Origin of the sequence: Mesorhizobium sp. B2-4-19 (genome assembly GCF_006441315.1) — a bacterium.
Lineage (GTDB): Bacteria > Pseudomonadota > Alphaproteobacteria > Rhizobiales > Rhizobiaceae > Mesorhizobium.
This window is the reverse complement of sequence record NZ_VFUV01000007.1, coordinates 67,572-88,405: the sequence shown is the minus strand read 5'-3', so window position 1 is coordinate 88,405 and position 20,834 is coordinate 67,572. Positions and strand designations below refer to the sequence as shown.

Below are 20,834 nucleotides of genomic sequence, written 5' to 3'. Positions count from 1 at the left end.
TCTAACATTTAGACCATCGCAGCAATATGCGGCGGCAGCGCCGACAAGGCAAGGGCCGGCCGCCACAAGGAGTGAAGAATGAGCTCGATCCAACACCGTACCCCTCTCTCGCATGAGGACGAATTCAAATACGCCAAGCTGGCGATGGAATGGTACGGCTGGGGTCCCCCATCGGCCTTGGCATCCTGCTCGTCGCGCTGGCCGCCGCGGCGGTACTGGTGCGCATCGCCATCCACGGCTTCTGAGCTGGAGCATGATGCCGCGCATCTGCCGGCGCCATCACTGGCGCCGGCTACCGTGGAATGTCAGACAGCGACCACCTTACTCAGATGATCTCCCAGCCGGCAGGCCAGCGCGGTGATCGTCGTCGTCGGGTTGGCTTGACCGGATGTGCAGAACACCGAGGAGCCGCCGACATAGAGATTGTCCATGCCGTGCACCTTGCAGTTGGCGTCCACCACACTGCTGGTGATGTCGGTGCCCATGCGTGTGCCGCCCATATGATGGTGGCCGGCGGTCTCCTCGTCGGTTGGATAATCCTCGCCATTGGCAATCCAGTCCATGAGGCGGACCCGGCCGAGATCCTTCTCGATGAGCGTCGTGCCGAACAGCTTCAGGCCTTCGACAAGCGTGCGGCGTTCGAGCTCCGATTTCTTCCAGTGCAGTTCGATGCGCGGCACGCCGGCATGGTCGACATCGGTCTTGGACAGCTCGATCCGGTTGGAGGCCAGCGGCGCCTGTTCCCAGGCGACGTAGAGCTGGGCCGCGCAGCGCAGGTTCTGGCTGAGCCGATAGGCGACCCATTCGGCCATGTCGGGCGCCGTGCAGGCGAGGTCGGCAATCACATGCTTGACGCCGGCATAGGGCGTCTCGATCAGCCTGATGCCGAAATTCATGATCCGCAGGCGCTCCATCGCGGCAAGCGTCGGCGAGAAGAAGGCCTCGTTGACGGCATCCACCTCGAACTCGCGATAGTCGGCGAGAATGGCATTGCCGCCCTCGAAGGTCGGGTGTTCCATCCAGTAGCGGCCAAGTGCCGTGGCGTTCGGGACGACGCCGCCATTGGCACGCTGGTTCGACCACAGAAGCAGCCGCGAATTCTCCAACCCGCCGGTGCAGACGATAAAATAGTCGGCGCTGAAGGCGCCCGCGTCCTGGCCGTTGGACCATAGTTTGGCGCCGGTCACCCGTTTGCCGTCGCCGGCAAGCTCGGTGGCATAGGTGTTGAGCACGACGGCGATGTTGCGGCTCTTGTCGAACTCGTCGGCGAATTTCTCGCCGAAGCGCACTGCCGGGCTCTTGATCAGCTGCACCCAGCGAATGTCGTTCGAGATCGGCACATCAGGCCGGAAATCGGGAAGTTCGAGGATATCGTGCACCTCGGGCAGATAGGGCTCGATGTCGGCGCGGCGGATCGGCCAGCCTGTGTCCGGTGCCCAGGCCTTCGGCTCGAAATCCTGCTTGTCGAGCACGCGGCACCAGCCGGCCCAATGGTTGGAGCTGCCGCCCATATACCGCAGCCGGGTGATGTCGAGGTCGAAATAGAAATCGCCGACCGTGGTGCCGCGGTAGAAATCCTGCGACTCGTCGCTGAACTCCCGCGAGCCGGCCTCCAGCACCACGACGGGGATGCCGGCGGCGCCCAGCTTGCGGGCAATGGTGGTGCCGGCCGGACCCGAACCGAGGATGCAGACCTTGGGTTTGAAGTTGGCGGCGCGATATGCCTCATGGCTGTCGAAGATCATGCCAGGTCGCTCCGCTTCAGGATCCAACCATTGACCTCGACGATCTCATTCGGGTCGGCCGGTGTTGGATCGGCCCTTGAAGGACCGGCACGGGCCGCGTCGGCTTCAGGCAGCTTGCGGAACAAGGACAGGGCAGGCAGGACGATCAGCGCCTGCACGAGCGTGCGGCGCGACATTTTTTTGAAGAAACTCATGCCAGGTCTCTCGGATAAGGGCCTCGATGCGCGCATGACATTCCCCAAACGGCACACGCATCGTCACAGACGCCAATATCGTGCCAAGTCCGGCCCCAAGGCGTGAAAAGGCGGGCAAGCACTACAACCGAATGCAAACAGGGTTAGAAATTCCTTAACGGGCGAGGTGTGCCGGACCGGCCGGCTCACGCGGCCGCGGAAATGTCCGTATCGAGGATCGTCAGGTTGCGGCCGCCATGTTTGGCCTGGTAGAGCCGCCGGTCCGCGGCGCGCATCAGCTCCGATACGTTGACGTCCTCGCCGCACACGGTGCCGCCGATGCTGACGGTCAGCGGAATGGTCCGTTCGTCAACGGGCCGGAAGCGGATCAGCTCGACCTCTCGGCGAATGCGCTCCGCGACACGCTTGGCTTCCTGCTCGGTGGCGCCGACCAGAAAGGCGCCGAACTCCTCGCCGCCGATGCGGCCAAGCACGTCGCCGCTGCGCACGCCGCGCTCGATGGCGCTGGCGATCAGCAGCAGCGCGTCGTCACCGGTCAGGTGGCCGAAACTGTCATTGATCTTCTTGAAATGGTCGGCGTCAATGATCAGCAGCGCGCCGCGGTCGGACTTGCGCCGCGAGCCGTCCAACGCGGCAAAGAAACTTTCCCGGTTGAGCATGCCGGTCATGTCGTCGCGGCTGGCCTTCTCCGACAGGCGGCGGTGCGCGGCTGCAAGCTGGGCGTGTGCCCGGGCCAGTTCGCGGTGCGCGTTCTTCAACCTGTCGCTCTGCCAGAAGGTGCTGGCGCAGGCCACCCATGCAAGCACCAGCGGACAGAGCGTCGAACTCAGCCAGATCGTTCGGCTGATCGGGAATCCCAAGGCCGGAACGATGATCAGCGTTAGAAGAAGCGAGGCGGCGACGGAGGCGAAAGCGATAGCGGCGGATTTCAGAATGATGCTGTTCATCACGGGCTCCCCACAGGACTGTCTCTGTGCCAGCAAGCCCTGAAGGCCACCTTTCCCGGTTGCTTAAAATTTGAATCTTGCGGCCATTTCTGCCACCAAAAGCGCGTGGAAGTTGTGGATAAAGTCCCTTTCAGAATCCGCGTTTCATGCCATAAGGAGCGCATGACCACGCAGCCTGACCCCGCCCGCTTCGCCCATGTCACCGACTGGGTGTTCGACCTCGACAACACGCTCTATCCGCATCATTCGAATCTGTTCTCGCAGATCGACGTCAAGATGACCGCCTATGTCGGGGAGCTGCTGTCGCTGCCGCGCGAGGAGGCGCGCAAGCTGCAGAAGGAGCTTTATCGCGAATATGGCACGACGCTGAACGGGTTGATGACGCGCCATGGCATCGATCCCGACGATTTCCTCGAGAAGGTGCATGACATCGACTATTCATGGCTGGTGCCCGACCCTGTCCTGGGGACCGCCATCCGCCAGCTTCCCGGCCGCAAGTTCATCTTCACCAATGGCGACCGCCGGCATGCCGAGCGCACCGCGCGCCAGCTCGGCATCCTCGACCATTTCGACGACATCTTCGATATCGTCGCCGCCGGCCTCAATCCCAAGCCCGCGCGCCAGACCTACGAGAAGTTCGCCGAGCTGCATGCCGTTACCGGCCACAATGCGGTGATGTTCGAGGACCTTGCCCGCAACCTGGAGGTGCCGAAGGCGCTGGGCATGACCACCGTGCTCGTCGTGCCGCGCAATTTCGAGCCGACCTTCGCCGAGATCTGGGAACGCGACCCCGCGCAGGAAGACGACGTCGATTTCGTCACTGACGATCTGGCGGGGTTTTTGACCGCGATTGTGGAGAGGGAGTAGGGGAATTGAAGAACTGAAGAATTGGGGAATTGATCGGGAATGCGGGGGCCACGATCCTCCTCAATTCCTCAATTCCTCAATTCCTCAATTCCTCAATTCCTCAATTCCTCAATTCCTCAATTCCTCAATTCCTCAATTCTCCAGTTCCCCAGTTCCCCAGTTCCCCAACTCCAGCCCTACTCCCCTAACTTATAGAACCGGCTGACAATCCCCCAGGCCTCGTCCGCGGTGTCGACGAAATCGATGATGTCCTGGTCGCCGGGGCTGATCGTGCCTTGCTCGGCGAGGAAGTCGAGGTTGATCGCGCGTTTCCAGAACGATTTGCCGAACAGGATCACCGGCACGCGCTCCATGCGTCCGGTCTGGATCAGCGTCAGCGTCTCGAAGAACTCGTCCATCGTGCCGAAGCCGCCGGGAAACACCGCCACCGCCTTGGCGCGCATGACGAAATGCATCTTGCGGATGGCGAAATAGTGGAAGTTGAAACACAGCTCCGGCGTCACATAGACGTTCGGCGCCTGCTCATGCGGCAGCACGATGTTGAGCCCGATCGACGGCGCGCCGACATCGTCGGCGCCGCGGTTTCCCGCTTCCATCACGCCGGGGCCGCCGCCGGTTACCACGACATATTCGCGGTAGTATGAGGTGGCCGATTGCTGCGAGCACAGGCGGGCGAATTTGCGCGCTTCCTCGTAATATTTGCTGTTTTCCTCGAGGTTCTTCTTCTGCGTCTCGTTCTTGGCCGCCCAGGCCACGCCGCCGGGTTCCGGCAGGCGCGCGCCGCCGAACAGGATCACCGTCGAACGGATGCCGCGCTCGGCCAGGATCATTTCCGGCTTCAAGAGTTCGAGCTGCAGCCGCACCGCGCGCAATTCACGCCGCGTCATGAAGTCGGGGTCGTTCCAGGCAAGCCGATAGGTCTCGGCCCGCGTCTGCGGCGTGTCCGGCACGCTTTTCGACCGCTCCAGATCCTCGTCCGAATGCGGCAGCGGCGTCCACCCCGCCTTTTCCATAGGTGTCATCAAATTACCCGTCCAAATTTCCTTGACTGCGCCGTCCCATGACGCAGGTGCGATTGACCCTCACCGAGCCTTAACATAAGCAGGTTCCGCAAACGTGTCCGGCGGTTTTGCGACAAGAGCCTGCTACATGCAAAGACCCAGGCAGGCGAAGCACGCCAAGGGTCCACGCGACTTCAAAACAGGTTAAGGCGCAGCCCCTTAACAGCTTGGTAATGGAGCGAATTCATGTCGAAGCCCGATCTGGCGAGCCTCGAAAAGACCATCGAGAAGGCCTTCGACGAACGCGATACGATTTCGACCGCGACCCGCGGCGAGACGCGCGACGCCATCCAGGCCGCGCTCGACCTGCTCGACCGCGGGACGGCGCGCGTCGCCGAGCGCCAGGCCGACGGCAAGTGGCACGTCAACCAGTGGCTGAAGAAGGCCGTGCTGCTCTCCTTCCGGCTCAACCCGATGGAGATCATCAAGGGTGGCCCCGGCCAGGCCGTCTGGTGGGACAAGGTGCCGTCCAAGTTCGATGGCTGGAGTGCGGTCGATTTCGAGAAGGCAGGCTTCCGCGCCGTGCCGTCGTCGATCGTGCGCCGTTCCGCCTATGTCGCTCCGGGCGCCGTGCTGATGCCATCCTTCGTCAATGTCGGCGCCTATGTCGATACGGGGACCATGGTCGATACCTGGGCCTCGGTCGGCTCCTGCGCCCAGATCGGCAAGAACGTGCATCTGTCGGGTGGCGTCGGCATCGGCGGCGTGCTGGAGCCGATGCAGGCCGGCCCCACCATCATCGAGGACAATTGCTTCATCGGCGCGCGTTCGGAAGTCGTCGAGGGCTGCATCGTGCGCGAAGGCTCGGTGCTCGGCATGGGCGTGTTCATCGGCCAGTCGACCAAGATCGTCGACCGCGCCACCGGTGAGATATTCTACGGCGAAGTGCCGCCCAATTCGGTGGTCGTCGCCGGCTCGCTGCCGGGCAAGCCTTTTCCGAACAACGAGCCCGGCCCCGGCCTCTACTGCGCCGTCATCGTCAAACGCGTCGACGCCAAGACCCGGTCGAAGACCTCGATCAACGAATTGTTGCGCGATTGATCTTTCCGCAAAGCGGGCGCACCTTCCGCCGGCGCGACAATCCGTCGCGCTGGTTCAACATGGAGGGGTGACATGGACTGGAAATATCTGCTCACAAGTTTCGACGGCCGCATCAACCGCGCCAAATTCTGGGCCGGCATCGGCGTGTTCATCGTTATCGGCATCGTCGCCTTCATTCTCGACTCGATCCTTGGCACGCGTTTCACCACCAGCAGCGGCGCTCAGGTCGGCATCATCGGCATCCTCTTCGCGCTGGCATCGATCTATTTCGCTATTGCCCTCTACGCGAAACGCTGGCACGACCGCGACAAGTCGGGCTGGTGGACGCTGATTGGCCTCGTACCTGTCATCGGCGGCATCTGGCTGCTGGTCGAACTCGGTATCCTCCAAGGCACCAGCGGTGCCAATCAATACGGACAGGACCCGCTTGCCTGACAGTTCAAATCTCACCTGGCTTTTCTTCAAGACTTCAGGCCGCGTCAGCCGCGCGGCCTATTTTCTTGGCGGCCTGCTCGTCGCCATCATCCAGGCCTTCCCGCTCTACCGCTTCACGCTGGTGCCGGAAGGCTCGGCCGAGGGCAATATGTGGTCGTTCATCTTCTTCATCGCCTTCATTGCCTCGCTATGGTCGAACATCGCGCTGGCGGTGAAGCGGCTGCACGACCTCGACAAGCCGGGCATTGCCGCGCTGATCCTGTTTGTACCGGTCGTCTCGATCGTCGCCTTTCTTGTGTTGTGCCTGTTTCCAGGACAGCCTGGGCCCAACCGCTATGGCCGACGCACCAACGAGCCGGCACAACCCTAGAGCCGGATGATTTCAGGTCGAATCGACCTGAAATCTGAATCCGTCTCTAAATCAAAGAGATAGAGCATGATGTCGTCCGAAAACCGCTTCACACTTTTCGGCATCATGCTCTGAGGGCCGATCGGACATGCGCTACCGTACGCTTGATCCGAAACTGATCATCGAGACCGCCGAACGACTCGAGGAGCGCGTTGCGGAACGGTTTCCCCAGGCCGGGCTGCGCGGCGTCGCCGGCGAACTGGTGTCGCTGTCACGCGATCTGGCCAAGGCGGCAAAGGCGCTCGAAGCGCCGATCTGGTGGCTGCGCGGCCTGATCGCCGCCGTCTTCGTCGCCGGTGTGCTGGTGTTCCTGTTCGTCGGCACGATCCTGCCCCTGGACCGCATCTCCGGAAACGACGATGCCCTGCAATCGGTGCAAGGCATTGAGGCGTCGATCAACACCTGCATTCTCGCGGTGCTCGGCCTGCTGGCGCTGATCCGCACCGAGGAGCGCATAAAGCGCAAGCGGGTGTTTCGCCAGCTGCACGGCCTGCGCTCGCTGATCCATGTCATCGACATGCACCAGCTGACCAAGGATCCGGCCGCACTTTCGGCCGATTTCAAGCCGACCGCGCACTCCCCGGCCCGCATCACCAATGCCGCCGACCTTGCCCGCTATCTGGATTATTGCTCGGAAATGCTGTCGATTACCGGCAAGATAGCCGCACTCTTCGCCCAGTCGGTCAATGACGACGTCGTTATCGACGGCGTCAATGATATCGAGAATTTGAGCTCGAACCTGTCGCGCAAAATCTGGCAGAAGATCACGCTGATCGAGAGGCCCCCGGCGGCACAACCTGTTCCGGCGCCAGGCCGGGCGGGCCAAGCCGCGCCGCTTCCGCCGCGCGCACCAAAGCGGTAACGCTTTTCAAGAACGGCGCCGGCGTGCCCGTTTTTTCGGCGAGGCCGAGCACCGCGCCTTGCAGCTCGCCGATTTCCGTGCGCCGGCCGCGCTGCAGATCGTCCCACATCGACGAGCGCGCCTGAGGGTCGATCGCCAGCATGCGCCGCGCCAGCAGTTTGAACAGCCAGTCCGGCAGCCGCAGCACTTTCGGCAGCAGCGCCGGCCGCGGTCCGGCGATCCGCGCCGGCGCGATGCCGGAGGCTTTCATCGCCCGCAGCGCCTCGTCGATCTGGCCGGCCAGGATCAGCCGCCAGCGCCGATCGGCGAGTTCGCTCGCCAGCGGCAGGTCCGACAACGCCACCAGCGCGTTGTTGAGGTTCATCAAAAGCTTGCCCCACAGCACGGCCTTCATGTCGCCATGCGTCTCGACCGCCAGCCCTTCAACGTCGAGAAGACTGGCGACATCGAGAAGACCGGCGACGTCGAGAAGGCCGGCAGGGCCGCCATCCTCGATCATCACCTTGCCGTCGCTGGCGCGGTGGACGCGCAGCGGCAGCTCGTCGTCAGGCGATTGCACCACATTGAACGGCACCATGCCGGCCAGCACGGTGCGCTGGCCGGACCCGGCGCGCAGACTGTCGGCATTGTCGACGCCGTTCTGCAGGCTGACAACCACCGCGTCGGGTCGGGCATGGGCCTCGATCAGCGCCGCCATCTCCCGCGTCGCGCCGCTCTTGACGGTCACCAGGATCACATCCGCCTGCGGCAGAGCGACGGCGGGATCGGCGGTGATCCCGAGCGCGTCGGGCTTGACCAGGCGATCGCGGCCTTCAAGGTCGCTGACGCGCAATCCGCCTTGCCGCAGCGCTGCCTCGATGCGCGGCCGGGCCAGCAGGACAACCGGCCGCCCGGCAAGCGCCAGACAGCCGCCGACATAGCAGCCGATGCTGCCGGCACCGGCGATGACGATCCGTTTTTCCTCGGCTGCCATCTCTTGCTCCACACCGGCCCGACTATACGACATGAAAACCATAATGTCGGCGGCATCGTCTGCCATTGCGCTGGCTCCTATGTCTGTCCGTGACAGGCCCTCAGCTTTCGACTATCGCTTTTGCCATGACGCTGCCGACCGACCCCGCCGCAAACCTCGCCGCCCTTATCCGTTGCGCCTCCGTGACACCAGCCGAAGGCGGTGCGCTGGGCGCGCTGGAAACGATGCTGAAACCGCTCGGCTTCCTGGTCGACCGGCCGGTCTTTTCGGAAGACGGCACGCCCGACATCGAGAACCTCTATGCAAGGCGGTCCGGCAACGGACCGCATCTGATGTTCGCCGGCCATACCGATGTCGTGCCGGTAGGCGACGAGGCCGCCTGGACGCATCCGCCTTTCGCCGCCGAGATCGCCGATGGCGAGATGTATGGCCGTGGCGCCGTCGACATGAAGGGCGGCATTGCCTGCTTCGTCGCGGCGATAGCGCGCCATGTCGAGAAGCATGGCGGCCCCAAGGGCTCGGTCTCGCTGCTGATCACCGGTGACGAGGAAGGCCCGGCCATCAACGGCACGGTCAAGCTGCTCGAATGGGCGGCTTCCAGGGGCGAGAAATGGGATGCCTCGATCGTCGGCGAGCCGACCAATCCCGATGCGCTCGGCGACATGATCAAGATCGGCCGGCGCGGTTCGCTGTCCGGTTCGGTCACCGTCAACGGCCGCCAGGGCCATGCCGCCTATCCGCAGCTTGCCGACAATCCGGTGCGCGGGCTGATCAGCCTGGTCGACGCCTTGCTGCATCCCGTCTTCGACAAGGGAACCAGGGATTTCCAGCCGACCAATCTGGAGGTCACCTCCATCGATATCGGCAATCCGGCCACCAATGTGATCCCCGCGAAGGCGACCGCGACCTTCAACATCCGCTTCAACGACACCTGGACGGCCGAGACCGTTCAGGCCGAAATCCACAACCGGCTCGACCAGGCGGCCAAGCGCAAGAAGTACCGGCCGGGCAAGAAGACGCCGGTCGACTACGACCTTGTCTGGCGCGACCGGCCAAGCCATGTCTTCCTGACCCGCGACGACAAGTTGGTCGACACACTTGCCGGCTCGATCAAGGCGGCGATCGGCAAGGAGCCGACACTGTCGACCTCCGGCGGCACGTCGGATGCGCGTTTCATCAAGGATTACTGCCCGGTGGTCGAGTTCGGTCTGGTCGGCAAGACCATGCATATGGTCGACGAGCGCGTCGCCCTTGCCGATCTCGAAACGCTGACGCGGATCTACGAGCGCTTCATCGAAGACTGGTTCGGACAGGGCTGAGCAGCATGCTTTCGGCGGATGAAACCCAAGCTTCGTTGACCGGTGCCTGGCGGCTTATGCTCGGCAAGGCCGACGGCCTGCGCCTGCTCGACCTGTCGGCCGACGGTTTCTGGAATTCCTTCTTCGCCATTGTCGTTGCCGCGCCGGCGCTGATCGTGGGCTGGGTCGGCATCGCCAACGAGATCGGCGATCCCAACGCCTTCGTGGGCCGTTTCGGCATGCTGCTGCGCCTGGCGACGGTCGACATCGGCTCCTGGGTGCTGCCGCTGGTCGTGCTTGCCCTGGTCGCGCCGCGCGCTGGCATTGGCGGGCGCTTCGTCCACTATGTCGTCGCCAGCAACTGGGCCTCGGCCATCACTGCCTGGCTTATGCTGCCCTCGGCGCTGATCAGGCTTTTCCTGTCGTCGGCAAGCCAGGTCTCGAGCCTTGTGTCGCTGCTGCTGTTCGCCTTGTCGATGGCGCTGACCTGGCGCATGACCAATGCCACGATCGGCAAGGGCGCGGCGGTCGGCACCGCCGTTTTCGTCGGCATGTTCATCGCTTCGCTGCTGGTGCTGTTCGGGCTGCAGATGCTGCTTGGCATCACCGTGCCGGACAATATCGGGGCCCAGAGCCTTTCCGGACCGTTTCCGGGGTTGTAGCCTGCCGGGCTCTGAATAGGGCCTGCCGGTTCCTTTCGGAATAGAGTCTTCGGACTCTATTCCGAACAGAGCTTCTGGACGCTGTTCAGGGATAATCGACGCCAATGAGAAAAAGCCCGTCGGGCGGCGCCACCTGGCCGCAGGCGGCGCGGTCGCGCGCTTCGAGCGCTGCCTTGAGGTCGGCCTCGGTCCAGCCGCCATCGCCGACGCGCTTGAGCGAGCCGACCATGGAGCGCACCTGGTTGTGCAGGAAGGAACGGGCCGAGGCTCTCACCTCGATCATGTCGCCCGCCCGGCTCACATCGAGCCGTTCCAGCGTCCGAACCGGGCTGTTGGCCTGGCACTGGGTCGAACGGAAGGTGGTGAAGTCATGCCGGCCGAGCAGGAGTTTCGCGGCCTCGTGCATGGCGCCGGCATCGAGCCGCTTCGGCACCCACCACACCTTGCCCTTTTCCAGCGCCGCGGGCGCGCGGCGGTTGAGGATGCGGTAGAGATAGTGGCGGCCGGTGGCCGAGAAGCGCGCGTCGAAATCGTCGGGAACGATCGCCGCCTTCAGGATGACGACATGCGCGCCGGCTGCCTGCAGGTGGGCGTTGACGGCATCGCGCACCTTGTCGCCAGGCCATGGCTTGGCCAGGTTGACATGCGCCACCTGAGCGCTCGCATGCACGCCGGCATCGGTGCGGCCGGCGGCGCGCAACCGCACCGCCTCGCCGCAGAATTTCTCGATCGCCCGCTCGATCGCCTGCTGCACCGAAGGCTGGTCGGCCTGGTGCTGCCAGCCGGCAAACAGGCTGCCGTCATATTCGATGTCGAGGCGAAAACGCGGCATTTGCGGCTAGAGCTCTCGCCTTGAGCAATTCCAGGAAAAGTGTGAAACGGTTTCCGTCCGGAATTGCGTTAAAACAAACAGGTAGAGCAAGTCACCGTTCCATGAACGGTGGACTGCTCTACGCGGCGAGAGCGGCGAAGGCGGAAGCGTAGACCAGCCTGCCGGCCTCCGGAGCGTCGCCCCAGGCCAGCGCCTGCAGCGCCTCGCCTTGATATTCGCTCTCGAACTTCTCGGCTCGCGCATGGCTGTAACCGAACCGGCCGTAATAGGCCGGGTCGCCCAGCACCACGGCCAGCGTCTCGCCGGCATCCCTGAGGCGGATATGCGCCTCGCGGATCAGCGCGCCGCCAATGCCGCTGCCGTGAAACGAAGGCTCCACCGCCAGCGGCGCCAGCGCCACGGCTGCGAAGCTCTTGCCGCCATTCTGGACGAACAGCCGGGAAAACAGGATATGGCCGACCACCTGGCCGTCTTCTTCCGCCACCAGTTCGACGACGGCGTCGCCGCCGGTCACCAGCGCGTCGACCAGCCCGGCCTCCGCCTGCTGGCGGAAGGCGTGTTCCTCGACGAGGCGAATTGCCTCGCGATCCCGCGGCGTTGCCGCGCGTATCGACATCATGCTCATGAGAATTTCATTCCTTTTACGATCTTGGCTCCGCGCAGGAATTCCGACGCGGCGGCGGGCTTTCCGCCCGCGCGTTGAACTTCGACCAGCCTGATCGCGCCTGCCCCGCAGGCGACCGTCAGCCGGTCATCGAGAATTCCTCCCGACTCGCCCAAACCTTCCGAAAGCGACAGGCCTTCGGACAGCGTCGAGCGAAGCAGTTTCAGCCGTTCCATGCGGCCGCCAATGTCTATTTCGGACCAGGCGCCGGGAAAGGGCGACAGGCCGCGAAGATGGTTGTGGACCTCGGCCGCTGGCCGCGTCCAGTCTACGCGCGTCTCGGATTTATCGATTTTTCTGGCGTAAGTCACCCCTTCCGCCACTTGCGCGCTAAATGTCAGGGTGTTCCCTTCCAGCCGCGCCAGCGCTTCCACCATCAGGGCGGCACCGACGCGCATCAACCGATCATGCAGATCGCCGGCTGTCATATCGGGTTCGATGGTGCATTTTTCAAGCAATCCCACCGGTCCGGTGTCGAGACCCTCTTCCATGCGCATAACCATCATGCCGCTTTCCAGGTCACCCGCCATGATGGCGCGCTGGATGGGGGCGGCACCGCGCCAGCGCGGCAAGAGCGATGCGTGGCCGTTGATGCAGCCAAGCCGGGGCGCGTCAAGAATTGGCTTCGGCAGCAGCAAACCATAGGCGACGACCACCGCTATGTCGGCCCGCAGGGCGCTGAACGCCGCCTGCTCGGCCTCGTCCTTGAGGGATGTCGGCGTGCGCACCGCGATGCCCAGCCGCTCGGCCTCGCGCTGCACCGGCGACGGCGTCAGCTCCAGCCCGCGCCGGCCGGCGGCGCGCGGCGGCTGTGTGTAGACGGCGGAAATCTCATGTCCGGCCTCGGCGATCGCGCGCAACGTCGGCACCGAGAACTCCGGCGTGCCCAGGAAGATGACGCGCAGGGGCATGTTCCCCTATCCCACCAGCTTGCCCGGCGCCTTGTCCTTGGCGAGCTTCTTGAACTTCTTCACCACCATGTCGCGCTTCAGCTTCGAGATATGGTCGATGAACAGCACGCCGTTGAGATGGTCGATCTCGTGCTGCAGGCAGGTCGCCATCAGCCCCTCGGCCTCCATCTCCTGCAATTTGCCGTCGCGGTCGAGATATTTCACGCGAACGGAAGCCGGGCGTTCCACTTCGGCGTAATAGTCGGGAATCGACAGGCAGCCTTCCTCGTAGACCGAGCGCTGATCGGCACTTTCCAGGATCTCCGGGTTGATGAAGACATGCGGCGCCGGCGTTTCGTCTTCCTTGGCGAGGTCGATCACCAGCATGCGCAGCGGCTCGCCGATCTGGATTGCCGCCAGTCCGATGCCGGGCGCGTCATACATGGTCGCCAGCATGTCGTCGGCCAGTTTGCGCAAAGGCGCGTCGACGCGCTCCACCGGCTTGGAAACCTGGCGCAGGATGGGATCGGGAAGGATGATGAGCGGCTTGATCGGCATGGCGTCCCACGTAAGACGTCCAGCGAAATGCGTCAACCGGCGGACCTGAGTATCGTTCACGTTTTGATCTGTGCCAGCCGGCCGAATCGGCTATGCTGTCCACATGAATGATCTGAGCACCATCCTTTCGCAGCCCGTCGCCCGGCTTGGCGCATCGACAATCACGCTGGGCCACGCCCTGGCCTTCGGCGCCTTGCTGTTCCTCGGCCTGTTCGTGGCGCTGGTCGTCGCGCTGTGGCGGTCGGCCAAGGCGCGCGCCGTCGCTGCCGCGGAAGCCGCCGACCATGCCCGCGACGCCGAGGCGCGGATGGCCGGCATCTTGCAAAGCCAGGCCGAGATGCAGGGCCGCATGGGCGCCATTGCCGAAGTGTTCGGCGCGCGCCAGGCGGAGCTGACGCAGTCGATCGGCCAGCGCCTCGACGCCATGACCGGCCGCATCGGCCAGACCATGACCGAGCAGACCAAATCGACGCATGAAAGCCTGGCGAAACTGCAGGAGCGGCTGGCCATCATCGATGTCGCGCAAGGCAACATCCAGTCGCTCGCCGGCCAGGTCGTGCAGCTGCAGGCGATCCTCTCCAACAAGCAGACGCGCGGCGCCTTCGGCCAGTCGCGCATGGAGGCGATCGTCGCCGACGGCCTGCCGCATGGCGCCTATGAATTCCAGGCGACGCTGTCGAACGGCAGCCGGCCCGACTGCCTGGTGAAGATGCCGAACGGCGCGCCCTCGCTGGCCATCGACGCAAAGTTTCCGCTGGAGGCCTGGAACGCAATCCGCGCGGCCGACGGCGCCGACCTGCAGAAGGTCGCGTCCCAGGCCTTCCGCCGCGACATCGAGATCCATGTTCGCGATATTTCGGAAAAATACCTGATCCAGGGCGAGACGCAGGACACCGCCTTCATGTTCGTGCCGTCGGAATCGGTGTTCGCCGAGATCCACGAGAATTTCGAGGCGATCGTCCACAAGGCGCACCGCGCCCGCGTCGTCATCGTCTCGCCGTCGCTGCTGATGCTGTCGATCCAGGTCATCCAGGCGATCCTCAAGGATGCCCGCATGCGCGAACAGGCGCATCTGATCCAGGGCGAGGTCATCCGGCTGATGGAGGATGTCGCGCGCGTCGACGAGCGCGTGCGCAAGCTGCAGGTGCATTTCGGCCAATCGGCCAAGGACATCGACGATATCCTGGTCTCGACATCGAAAGTGACCAAGCGCGGCCAGAAGATCGAGGCGCTGGAGTTCGGCGCGCAGGCCGATGGCGATGCCGGCCCGGAGACGCCGTCACGGGCACCGGCGGCGAAACTCGAGCCCGGACCGCGCGCTGCCGACTCAAAGACCGGGCAGCTCAGGCTGCGGGTCGTCGAAGGCGACGACTAGCCAGCAATTCCGGCCTAGGCCACGGCCACGATGACGTGGGCCTGGATTTTGGCGGCAACCGCGCCGCCGCCATATCTGGCCGCAATCGCGGACGCGGCGTAATCCGTTGCAGCGTCCAGTTCTCCGGGATCCCTGGCCTCGATTTCGGTGCGAAGCACCGTTCCCTGGCAGTAGGCCACGGCCGGCAGGCGCGGCGAGGGGGCGCGGCTTTCTTCAGCCCTCGTTTCGATCGCCACGCCGGAGAAGCCGGCCTCTTCCAGCTCGCCGCGGATCAGCGCCGTATCGTGGTAGCCATGCGGCGTGCGGGCCAGAAAGCGCGGCGGATCGTTCGGAAACATCCTTGCCAGCGCATTGGTCACATCATCGGCGAAGACATTTTCCTCGATGCGGTCCCATACGTTGAACAGGAAATGCCCGCCGGGCTTCAGCACCCGCCTGGCCTCGCGGTAGGCGGATGGGCGGCTGGGAAAGAACATCGCGCCGAACTGGCAGCAAACGAGATCGAAGGCGGCGTCCTCGAACGGTAGCGCCATGGCATCGGCCTGGCGCCATTGCATGCGACTGTCGCGAGCCTGTCGCGAAGCGGCGTAGTCGAGCATCGGCTGGTTGAGGTCGGTCACGACATAGGTTGCGTCGGCGGACAGTTTTGGCGCCAAGGCACGGGTGACGACCCCGGTGCCCGCGGCGACTTCCAGGACGGCTTTGGGCGAGAAGGACGCTGCCCGCCGTGCAAGGTCCGCGGCGAATGGCTCGAAAATCAACGGCACCATATAGCGGTCGTAGTTTTCCGGGATCGAGCCGGCAAACAGTTTATCCGTTTCCAACATGGCTATTTCCCGCCCCTTGATGGTGAGCGAGGCTAGCACAGAATTGCTTGTCCTGGGGCGGTTTTCGACCGGGAGGGCGGAGCTACTGCTCCACCACGATGCTCATGCCCTCGAATTCGGGAAGCCAGTGCAGGGCCGACCGGTGCCATTTCTGTTGTGTCGGCACCAGATCCTCGCGTTGCCGCGCGGTGCCCGCCCTGATTCCATAGACCTTCGGGCCGTCGCCAACCGAAGTCGCGAAAAGATGCGAACCGCAGTCGCCGCAAAAGCCCTGGGCGCGCTTGGCCCCGCTCGATCCGGTCTTGATATAGAGTTTTGGCGTGCCCCTGGTGATCCGGTAGTGATCCTCGGGCGCGGGAACGGTGACGCGAAAAGCCGTGCCGGTCAGCTGCTGGCAGTCCGTGCAATGGCAGATCGAGGTCTTCGCCGGGTCGACCTCGGCCTCATAGGTGATGGCGCCGCAATGGCACCCGCCGTCGATCTTCATGGTCGTTCTCCGAAATCCGTCGCCTGATCTTAGCAAGGCAATGCGACGGGGCAACGGTGCAGCGCTGGTCCAGGACTAGTTCGATGCCGTTTCGATCAGCTTGCGCCGCTGCTCCCAGGTACCCGTGGTCTGCGGCTTGACGAACAGCCGCGTGATCTCCGGCATCTCCTTCTTCAGCCGTGCCTCGATGCGCTCGACACAGGCTTCGATCTCCGGCGCCGACAGATGGTCCTCGAATTCGATGCTGAGCCCGGCAACGATCTCTTGCGGTCCCATATGGACGGTCAGGACACCGTTCGCGCGCTGCACCGCCGGATCCTGCTGCACGATCGCCAGCACCTTTTTCTGCACTTCGGGCGACGCCGGCTCGCCGATCAGCAGCCCCTTGCTTTCGCGGGCGAGGAAAATCGCCGTGGCGCCGAGAATGAGCGCGATGCCGATCGAGGCGGCGCCGTCGAGTTCCGGCATCTCCAGCAGCTCCGCCGCCAATATGCCGGCAAAGGCGACGATCAGGCCGACAAGCGCGGCGCTGTCCTCGAACAGGACGGTATAGACGCTCGGGTCCTTGCTCGACTGCAGGGCCTGCAACCAGCTCTGTTTGCCTTTCTCTCGGCGGAATTCCTTCAGCGCCACCAGCCAGGAGCTGCCCTCGAACAGGAAGGACAAGCCGAGAACGACATAGTTCACCTTGACGTTGGCGACAGGCTCCGGCGCCATGATGTGGATGATGCCCTCGTAGAACGACACGCCGGCGCCCAGCGCGAAGACCAGGAGGGCAACGATGAAGCTCCAGAAATAGAGTTCGCGGCCATGCCCAAGCGGATGCGTGCGGTCGGCCGGGCGCGCGGCACGGTGCATGCCGTAGAGCAGCAGACCGCCATTGCCGGTATCGACCAGCGAATGCACACCTTCCGACAGCATCGCCGAGCTGCCGGTGAAGAAGGCGGCGGCGAATTTGGTCAGCGCGATCGCCAGATTGCCGGCAAGCGCCGCATAGATGACCATTTTGGAGCCGCCGTGCCCGGCCATGCGATTTGGTCCTCGTTCGACGTGCCCAGTCTAACGGCCGGACGGCCGCAGCTCCACCATAACGCGCCAACTGCCGGGTCGTTCAAGACGCGATTTGTTTGGGACCGGCCGGCGGGAGACGGCGACTATTCGACGATCTCGTCGGTCCACACCTTGAAGCCGGCCAGTGTCCCCGGTCCGAAAATATGGGTCAGCGGCACATCCCCGGCGTCGCGCCCGGAAGCGATCAGGATACGGCCGATGCGCGGCGCATTATTGCGCGGGTCGAAGACATGCCAGCGGCCGCCGAGATAGACTTCCATCCAGGCGGCGAAATCCATGCTCGACCACGGCTTCGCCATGCCGATATCGCTGATGTAGCCGGTGCAGTAGCGCGTCGGGATGTTGAGCGCCCGGCAGAAGGTGACGGCAAGATGCGCGAAATCGCGGCACACGCCGCTCTGCTCGCGATAGGCTTCAGCCGCGGTGCGCGTCGGCCGCGCATTGCCGTAGTTGAAGACGATGTGGTTGTGGACGAAATCGCACACCGCCTGCACGCGAGGGATGCCGAGCGGCGTATGGCCGAACAGCCGCCAGGCTTCGTTGGCCAAAAGGTCGCTTTCGCAAAACCGGCTGGGCAGCAGGAACAGCAGCGTCTCGGCCGGCAGGTCGCGCACCTCGTGCTGCCAGGCCATCAGCTCGCCCATCTCGAATGTGCCGGCGTCGCGGATCACCGCATCCGTACCGAAGGTGAACCGCCCGGCCGGCGCGACGAACCGGTTGCACCAATTGCCGAAACTGTCGCGATAACCCACAACCGGAACTGGCGGGCTGGAGGTCAGGAAATCCGGGCGCTCGAGGTCGGAGGCGCGGGAATAGTGGACATTGAGCATCGCGATGAGCGGCGTCTCCTGCGGGAAGTCGAAACTCATCTCGCAGCCGATATGGATCCGCATTGTCGTCCTGACCGGCCTGCCCGACGATCACCCGGGCGAAGGCGCGGGTCGATGCTGCAGTGCGAAAACGAGAATGGCACGGACGGTCATGGTTTACGAGCAAATTAGAAACCGGTTGAAAGCAGTCGGCCGGCGGTTGCGACAGATACTGCCCCCTTGCAGCAAAGCGTTTCTCTTGTTTCACTTCATTCCCCGCAACTGGAGGAACGAATCATGGCTAAAGGTGCGATGAAGGCAGGCAAGGAAGCCCGCAAGCCGAAGAAGGATGCCAAGAAGCCGGCACCCGCTCCCGCCCTGAAGGCGCCGCCGGTCAAGGCGATGCGCATCAAGGAAAAGTAAGCCTCGGCAAGTCAGGCGCGGCAAAATCCACCGGCGTCAGACAATGCCGCCGGGTTGATCGGGCGTTTGGACAACCTATATCGATGGTGCGGGGACGACCCCGCGCCTCCCCAACAATTCGGTCGGGACGACCCGCCATAGTGATCGGTATCTGAGGATCGGATCCTGTCTCCGGCCCGATGCTGGATGGAGCGTTCCGATGTCGTGGACTTTTCTGTTTTTCGCTGGCCTCTTCGAAATCGGCTGGGCGATCGGCCTCAAATACACCGACGGATTTACCAGGCTGGTTCCGACCGTGCTCACGGTCGCCTCGATGATCGTCAGTCTTACCTTGCTTGGCCTGGCGCTGAAGGCGCTTCCCGTCGGCACCGCCTATGCGGTGTGGACCGGCATCGGCACGGTCGGCACGGCCCTGCTCGGCATCTGGCTGCTCGGCGAGCCCGCCACCGCGATCCGCCTCGGCTGCATCGCGCTGATCGTCTGCGGCATTATGGGGCTGAAATTCGCTGCCTGAAAGCGGCGTGGGACAGCGATATGCGTCCAACAAGAAAAGCGCCGCACAAACACCTTCAGGGCCGCTGCAAGGCGACCCTGATTCAATGTTCGAACTTGGCTGCGCCGAAGCTGCTAGCGGGCGGAAAAGCCCGGAGGCGTTCTGCCCGTGCGCTGCTTGCGCGCCGCATAGCGCGCGTCGCGCTTGGCCTTGCGTTCGGCTTCGTCGGCCAGCAAACGGGCGATGCGCTCGTTTTCTTCGGCTTCCCGAATTTTGGCCTCGGCCTGCGCCGCCTCCTCGGCCGCGATGCGTGCCGCTTCGGCCGCTGCCTCGCGCTCGGCCTTCTCGACCGCCTCGCGTGCCAGCTTTTCCTGCTTCAGCCTTGCCTTCTCGGCTTCGCGGATCTCACGAGCCTGGAGGATTGCCTTGCGTTCGGCCTGTCGCGCCAGCACCGCAGGATCATCTGCCGCCGGCTTTGACTTGAAGCGCTCCAGAAGCGCCTTCTTTGCCTCGTTCGCGGCGTTGCGCCGCTCGAAAATGTCTTTTTCCCTGTAGATAGCCAAGTCCACTTCCCTGAAGTCAATTCGCGAGGCTTACATACGCGCGAATGCCGAGAGTTCAAGCGCCAAAACGGTATGCCAGCCATGAAATTCCGTGATGTTGCAGCCGGGAGACGCCTTTTGCTGCCCAAACCGACATGCACTGTTCACCGTCCACGCCTCTGGCGGCAAGGCCGTTCGCTCGCTACGTCTAGCCGCAAAACCCAACAGCAGGATGACATCAAATGGAACTCGGTCTCTACACTTTCGCCGACGTCGGCCCGCAGCCCGGCCCGGACGCCATCGGGCCACATGAGCGCTTGCGCAACCTGATCGAGGAGGTCGAACTCGCCGACCAGGTCGGTCTCGACGTCTTCGGTCTCGGCGAGCATCACCGGCCCGATTATGCCGCCTCCGCGCCGGTCGTGGCGCTCGCCGCTGCCGCCGAGCGCTCGAAGCGCATCAAGCTGACCAGCGCGGTCACGGTCTTGTCCTCCGACGATCCGGTGCGCGTCTTCCAGCAGTTCGCCACGCTCGATCTTCTCTCGGGCGGCCGTGCCGAGATCATGGCCGGGCGCGGTTCGTTCATCGAATCCTTCCCGCTGTTCGGCTACAATCTGGAAGACTATGACGAGCTCTTTGCAGAAAAGCTGGATCTGCTGCTCGCCATCCGTGACAGCGTCAAGGTCACCTGGTCCGGCAATCTGCGTGCGCCGATCAACGATCGCGGTGTCTATCCCCGGCCCTTCCAGGACAGGCTGCCAGTCTGGATCGCGATTGGTGGGACGCCGCAGTCCGCCGCCCGCGCGGGTGCGCTCGGCCTGCCGCTGGCGCTTGCCATCATCGGCGGCGAGCCGGCGCGCTTCGCGCCGCTGTTCGACCTCTACCGCGAGGCTGCCAGGCGCGCCGGCAGCGACCCGACGGGTCTCGCCACCAGCATCAACGTGCACGGCTTCATCGCCGACACCACCGAACAGGCGGCCGACGATTTCTACGGCCCGCAGGCCGAGGTGATGAACCGCATCGGCCGCGAGCGTGGCTGGGGCCCGACATCGCGGGCGCATTTCGACCAGTCGCGTGGCCCCGACGGCGCCCTGTTCGTAGGCAGTCCAGAGCAGGTGGCCGAGAAGATCGTCGCCCAGCACGGGATCTTCAACAATGACCGCTTCCTGCTGCAGATGGCGATCGGCACCATGCCGCATGCCAAGATCATGAAGGCGATCGAACTCTACGGCACCAAAGTGGCCCCGATCGTGCGCAAGGAAACGGCGAAGTCCGCGCCGGCGGTGGCAGCGCCCGTCGCATAAGGGGCCTTGCCGGCTAAAGGAACCTTGCTGGCGCGCCGGCGTTTTTTCGTCAACGGACTGCACCA

At 64.0% G+C, this 20,834-nt stretch carries 25 protein-coding genes; 11 read left to right on the top strand and 14 right to left on the bottom strand.

The genetic code is table 11. The annotated features are described in order from the left end of the window. Window positions 1–305 precede the first annotated feature (305 nt). From FJ546_RS14300 to FJ546_RS14290, 3 genes are all read right to left on the bottom strand, one after another. Entirely contained in the window at window positions 306–1,745 is a 1,440-nt protein-coding gene (locus FJ546_RS14300; protein ID WP_140889933.1) for a GMC family oxidoreductase, read from the bottom strand. Further along, the gene (locus FJ546_RS14295) at window positions 1,742–1,939 is read right to left on the bottom strand and encodes a hypothetical protein (protein ID WP_140889932.1); all 198 of its coding nucleotides are present in this window, start codon (window positions 1,937–1,939) and stop codon (window positions 1,742–1,744) included. The genes FJ546_RS14300 and FJ546_RS14295 overlap by 4 nt, the downstream gene beginning before the upstream one ends. Before the next feature lie 185 nt (window positions 1,940–2,124). Further along, on the bottom strand, window positions 2,125–2,886 hold the full coding sequence (locus tag FJ546_RS14290; RefSeq protein WP_140889931.1) for a GGDEF domain-containing protein: 762 nt from the start codon (window positions 2,884–2,886) through the stop codon (window positions 2,125–2,127). Between the two features lie 162 nt (window positions 2,887–3,048). On the opposite strand from FJ546_RS14290, the gene FJ546_RS14285 reads away from it, so the two are divergent. Beyond that, entirely contained in the window at window positions 3,049–3,753 is a 705-nt protein-coding gene (locus FJ546_RS14285) for a pyrimidine 5'-nucleotidase (protein WP_140889930.1), read from the top strand. A 176-nt stretch (window positions 3,754–3,929) separates the two neighbouring features. On the opposite strand, the gene FJ546_RS14280 is transcribed toward FJ546_RS14285, so the two are convergent. Further along, complete coding sequence (locus tag FJ546_RS14280; protein ID WP_140889929.1) at window positions 3,930–4,775, bottom strand: LOG family protein; 846 nt, start codon at window positions 4,773–4,775, stop codon at window positions 3,930–3,932. A gap of 225 nt (window positions 4,776–5,000) precedes the next feature. On the opposite strand from FJ546_RS14280, the gene dapD reads away from it, so the two are divergent. The 4 genes from dapD (at window position 5,001) to FJ546_RS14260 (ending at window position 7,561) form a co-directional block, all read left to right on the top strand. Further along, complete coding sequence (gene dapD / locus FJ546_RS14275) at window positions 5,001–5,855, top strand: 2,3,4,5-tetrahydropyridine-2,6-dicarboxylate N-succinyltransferase (protein ID WP_140889928.1); 855 nt, start codon at window positions 5,001–5,003, stop codon at window positions 5,853–5,855. A gap of 72 nt (window positions 5,856–5,927) precedes the next feature. Then, window positions 5,928–6,290, top strand: a complete 363-nt coding sequence (locus FJ546_RS14270) for a DUF805 domain-containing protein (RefSeq protein ID WP_140889927.1) — start codon at window positions 5,928–5,930, stop codon at window positions 6,288–6,290. After that, a complete protein-coding gene (locus tag FJ546_RS14265) occupies window positions 6,283–6,660 on the top strand; it encodes a DUF805 domain-containing protein (protein ID WP_181167931.1) in 378 nt (125 codons plus the stop codon). The genes FJ546_RS14270 and FJ546_RS14265 overlap by 8 nt, the downstream gene beginning before the upstream one ends. Window positions 6,661–6,787: 127 nt before the next feature. Continuing rightward, on the top strand, window positions 6,788–7,561 hold the full coding sequence (locus FJ546_RS14260; protein WP_140889926.1) for a hypothetical protein: 774 nt from the start codon (window positions 6,788–6,790) through the stop codon (window positions 7,559–7,561). On the opposite strand, the gene FJ546_RS14255 is transcribed toward FJ546_RS14260, so the two are convergent. After that, entirely contained in the window at window positions 7,464–8,534 is a 1,071-nt protein-coding gene (locus FJ546_RS14255; protein WP_140889925.1) for a 2-dehydropantoate 2-reductase, read from the bottom strand. The two genes, FJ546_RS14260 and FJ546_RS14255, sit on opposite strands and share 98 nt — an antisense overlap. Window positions 8,535–8,659: 125 nt before the next feature. On the opposite strand from FJ546_RS14255, the gene dapE reads away from it, so the two are divergent. Then, on the top strand, window positions 8,660–9,853 hold the full coding sequence (gene dapE / locus FJ546_RS14250) for a succinyl-diaminopimelate desuccinylase (protein WP_140889924.1): 1,194 nt from the start codon (window positions 8,660–8,662) through the stop codon (window positions 9,851–9,853). 5 nt (window positions 9,854–9,858) lie between these two features. Then, window positions 9,859–10,494 carry a transporter gene (locus FJ546_RS14245; protein ID WP_140889923.1) on the top strand — a complete coding sequence of 212 codons (636 nt, stop codon included), beginning with the start codon at window positions 9,859–9,861 and terminating at the stop codon, window positions 10,492–10,494. Between the two features lie 85 nt (window positions 10,495–10,579). Here FJ546_RS14245 and truA read toward each other — a convergent pair whose 3' ends face one another. The 4 genes from truA to def all read right to left on the bottom strand — a co-directional run bounded on the left by truA (window position 10,580) and on the right by def (window position 13,438). After that, window positions 10,580–11,326, bottom strand: a complete 747-nt coding sequence (gene truA / locus FJ546_RS14240) for a tRNA pseudouridine(38-40) synthase TruA (RefSeq protein WP_140889922.1) — start codon at window positions 11,324–11,326, stop codon at window positions 10,580–10,582. A gap of 118 nt (window positions 11,327–11,444) precedes the next feature. Beyond that, a complete protein-coding gene (locus FJ546_RS14235) occupies window positions 11,445–11,951 on the bottom strand; it encodes an N-acetyltransferase (protein ID WP_140889921.1) in 507 nt (168 codons plus the stop codon). Continuing rightward, the gene (gene fmt, locus FJ546_RS14230; RefSeq protein WP_140889920.1) at window positions 11,948–12,901 is read right to left on the bottom strand and encodes a methionyl-tRNA formyltransferase; all 954 of its coding nucleotides are present in this window, start codon (window positions 12,899–12,901) and stop codon (window positions 11,948–11,950) included. Before fmt ends, FJ546_RS14235 begins: the two co-directional genes overlap by 4 nt. Window positions 12,902–12,907: 6 nt before the next feature. Continuing rightward, a complete protein-coding gene (gene def / locus FJ546_RS14225; protein ID WP_056573548.1) occupies window positions 12,908–13,438 on the bottom strand; it encodes a peptide deformylase in 531 nt (176 codons plus the stop codon). Between the two features lie 103 nt (window positions 13,439–13,541). Between def and FJ546_RS14220 the strand changes: the two genes are divergently transcribed. Continuing rightward, window positions 13,542–14,813: a DNA recombination protein RmuC gene (locus FJ546_RS14220; RefSeq protein WP_140889919.1), complete on the top strand. Its 1,272-nt coding sequence runs from the start codon at window positions 13,542–13,544 to the stop codon at window positions 14,811–14,813. 14 nt (window positions 14,814–14,827) lie between these two features. Here FJ546_RS14220 and FJ546_RS14215 read toward each other — a convergent pair whose 3' ends face one another. The 4 genes from FJ546_RS14215 to FJ546_RS14200 all read right to left on the bottom strand — a co-directional run bounded on the left by FJ546_RS14215 (window position 14,828) and on the right by FJ546_RS14200 (window position 18,091). Next, window positions 14,828–15,640, bottom strand: a complete 813-nt coding sequence (locus FJ546_RS14215; protein ID WP_140889918.1) for a methyltransferase domain-containing protein — start codon at window positions 15,638–15,640, stop codon at window positions 14,828–14,830. 82 nt (window positions 15,641–15,722) lie between these two features. Beyond that, the gene (locus tag FJ546_RS14210; RefSeq protein ID WP_140889917.1) at window positions 15,723–16,127 is read right to left on the bottom strand and encodes a GFA family protein; all 405 of its coding nucleotides are present in this window, start codon (window positions 16,125–16,127) and stop codon (window positions 15,723–15,725) included. Between the two features lie 75 nt (window positions 16,128–16,202). Then, window positions 16,203–17,156, bottom strand: coding sequence for a cation diffusion facilitator family transporter (locus tag FJ546_RS14205; protein ID WP_140889916.1), 954 nt, complete (start codon window positions 17,154–17,156; stop codon window positions 16,203–16,205). A gap of 125 nt (window positions 17,157–17,281) precedes the next feature. Next, window positions 17,282–18,091, bottom strand: a complete 810-nt coding sequence (locus FJ546_RS14200; RefSeq protein ID WP_140889915.1) for a transglutaminase family protein — start codon at window positions 18,089–18,091, stop codon at window positions 17,282–17,284. A 213-nt stretch (window positions 18,092–18,304) separates the two neighbouring features. Here FJ546_RS14200 and FJ546_RS31915 point away from each other — a divergent pair, with 213 nt between their 5' ends. Then, window positions 18,305–18,430: a hypothetical protein gene (locus FJ546_RS31915; protein ID WP_013891842.1), complete on the top strand. Its 126-nt coding sequence runs from the start codon at window positions 18,305–18,307 to the stop codon at window positions 18,428–18,430. Between the two features lie 199 nt (window positions 18,431–18,629). Then, complete coding sequence (gene sugE / locus FJ546_RS14190) at window positions 18,630–18,944, top strand: quaternary ammonium compound efflux SMR transporter SugE (RefSeq protein WP_127278272.1); 315 nt, start codon at window positions 18,630–18,632, stop codon at window positions 18,942–18,944. Between the two features lie 113 nt (window positions 18,945–19,057). Here sugE and FJ546_RS14185 read toward each other — a convergent pair whose 3' ends face one another. Then, entirely contained in the window at window positions 19,058–19,486 is a 429-nt protein-coding gene (locus tag FJ546_RS14185; protein ID WP_140889914.1) for a DUF6481 family protein, read from the bottom strand. A gap of 221 nt (window positions 19,487–19,707) precedes the next feature. Between FJ546_RS14185 and FJ546_RS14180 the strand changes: the two genes are divergently transcribed. Beyond that, window positions 19,708–20,769 (top strand): LLM class flavin-dependent oxidoreductase, encoded by a 1,062-nt coding sequence (locus FJ546_RS14180; RefSeq protein WP_140889913.1) that lies wholly within the window; start codon window positions 19,708–19,710, stop codon window positions 20,767–20,769. Window positions 20,770–20,834 lie beyond the last annotated feature (65 nt).

Coding starts and splice junctions, on each gene's coding strand:
- FJ546_RS14220 (WP_140889919.1), top strand. CDS start 13,542: ATGAATGATCTGAGCACCATCCTTTCGCAGCCCGTCGCCCGGCTTGGC.
- FJ546_RS14210 (WP_140889917.1), bottom strand. CDS start 16,127: ATGAAGATCGACGGCGGGTGCCATTGCGGCGCCATCACCTATGAGGCC.
- FJ546_RS14270 (WP_140889927.1), top strand. CDS start 5,928: ATGGACTGGAAATATCTGCTCACAAGTTTCGACGGCCGCATCAACCGC.
- dapD (WP_140889928.1), top strand. CDS start 5,001: ATGTCGAAGCCCGATCTGGCGAGCCTCGAAAAGACCATCGAGAAGGCC.
- FJ546_RS14205 (WP_140889916.1), bottom strand. CDS start 17,156: ATGGCCGGGCACGGCGGCTCCAAAATGGTCATCTATGCGGCGCTTGCC.
- FJ546_RS14290 (WP_140889931.1), bottom strand. CDS start 2,886: ATGAACAGCATCATTCTGAAATCCGCCGCTATCGCTTTCGCCTCCGTC.
- FJ546_RS31915 (WP_013891842.1), top strand. CDS start 18,305: ATGGCTAAAGGTGCGATGAAGGCAGGCAAGGAAGCCCGCAAGCCGAAG.
- dapE (WP_140889924.1), top strand. CDS start 8,660: ATGACGCTGCCGACCGACCCCGCCGCAAACCTCGCCGCCCTTATCCGT.
- FJ546_RS14180 (WP_140889913.1), top strand. CDS start 19,708: ATGGAACTCGGTCTCTACACTTTCGCCGACGTCGGCCCGCAGCCCGGC.
- fmt (WP_140889920.1), bottom strand. CDS start 12,901: ATGCCCCTGCGCGTCATCTTCCTGGGCACGCCGGAGTTCTCGGTGCCG.
- truA (WP_140889922.1), bottom strand. CDS start 11,326: ATGCCGCGTTTTCGCCTCGACATCGAATATGACGGCAGCCTGTTTGCC.
- FJ546_RS14295 (WP_140889932.1), bottom strand. CDS start 1,939: ATGAGTTTCTTCAAAAAAATGTCGCGCCGCACGCTCGTGCAGGCGCTG.
- FJ546_RS14260 (WP_140889926.1), top strand. CDS start 6,788: ATGCGCTACCGTACGCTTGATCCGAAACTGATCATCGAGACCGCCGAA.
- FJ546_RS14255 (WP_140889925.1), bottom strand. CDS start 8,534: ATGGCAGCCGAGGAAAAACGGATCGTCATCGCCGGTGCCGGCAGCATC.
- FJ546_RS14215 (WP_140889918.1), bottom strand. CDS start 15,640: ATGTTGGAAACGGATAAACTGTTTGCCGGCTCGATCCCGGAAAACTAC.
- def (WP_056573548.1), bottom strand. CDS start 13,438: ATGCCGATCAAGCCGCTCATCATCCTTCCCGATCCCATCCTGCGCCAG.
- FJ546_RS14200 (WP_140889915.1), bottom strand. CDS start 18,091: ATGCGGATCCATATCGGCTGCGAGATGAGTTTCGACTTCCCGCAGGAG.
- sugE (WP_127278272.1), top strand. CDS start 18,630: ATGTCGTGGACTTTTCTGTTTTTCGCTGGCCTCTTCGAAATCGGCTGG.
- FJ546_RS14245 (WP_140889923.1), top strand. CDS start 9,859: ATGCTTTCGGCGGATGAAACCCAAGCTTCGTTGACCGGTGCCTGGCGG.
- FJ546_RS14285 (WP_140889930.1), top strand. CDS start 3,049: ATGACCACGCAGCCTGACCCCGCCCGCTTCGCCCATGTCACCGACTGG.
- FJ546_RS14300 (WP_140889933.1), bottom strand. CDS start 1,745: ATGATCTTCGACAGCCATGAGGCATATCGCGCCGCCAACTTCAAACCC.
- FJ546_RS14280 (WP_140889929.1), bottom strand. CDS start 4,775: ATGACACCTATGGAAAAGGCGGGGTGGACGCCGCTGCCGCATTCGGAC.
- FJ546_RS14235 (WP_140889921.1), bottom strand. CDS start 11,951: ATGAGCATGATGTCGATACGCGCGGCAACGCCGCGGGATCGCGAGGCA.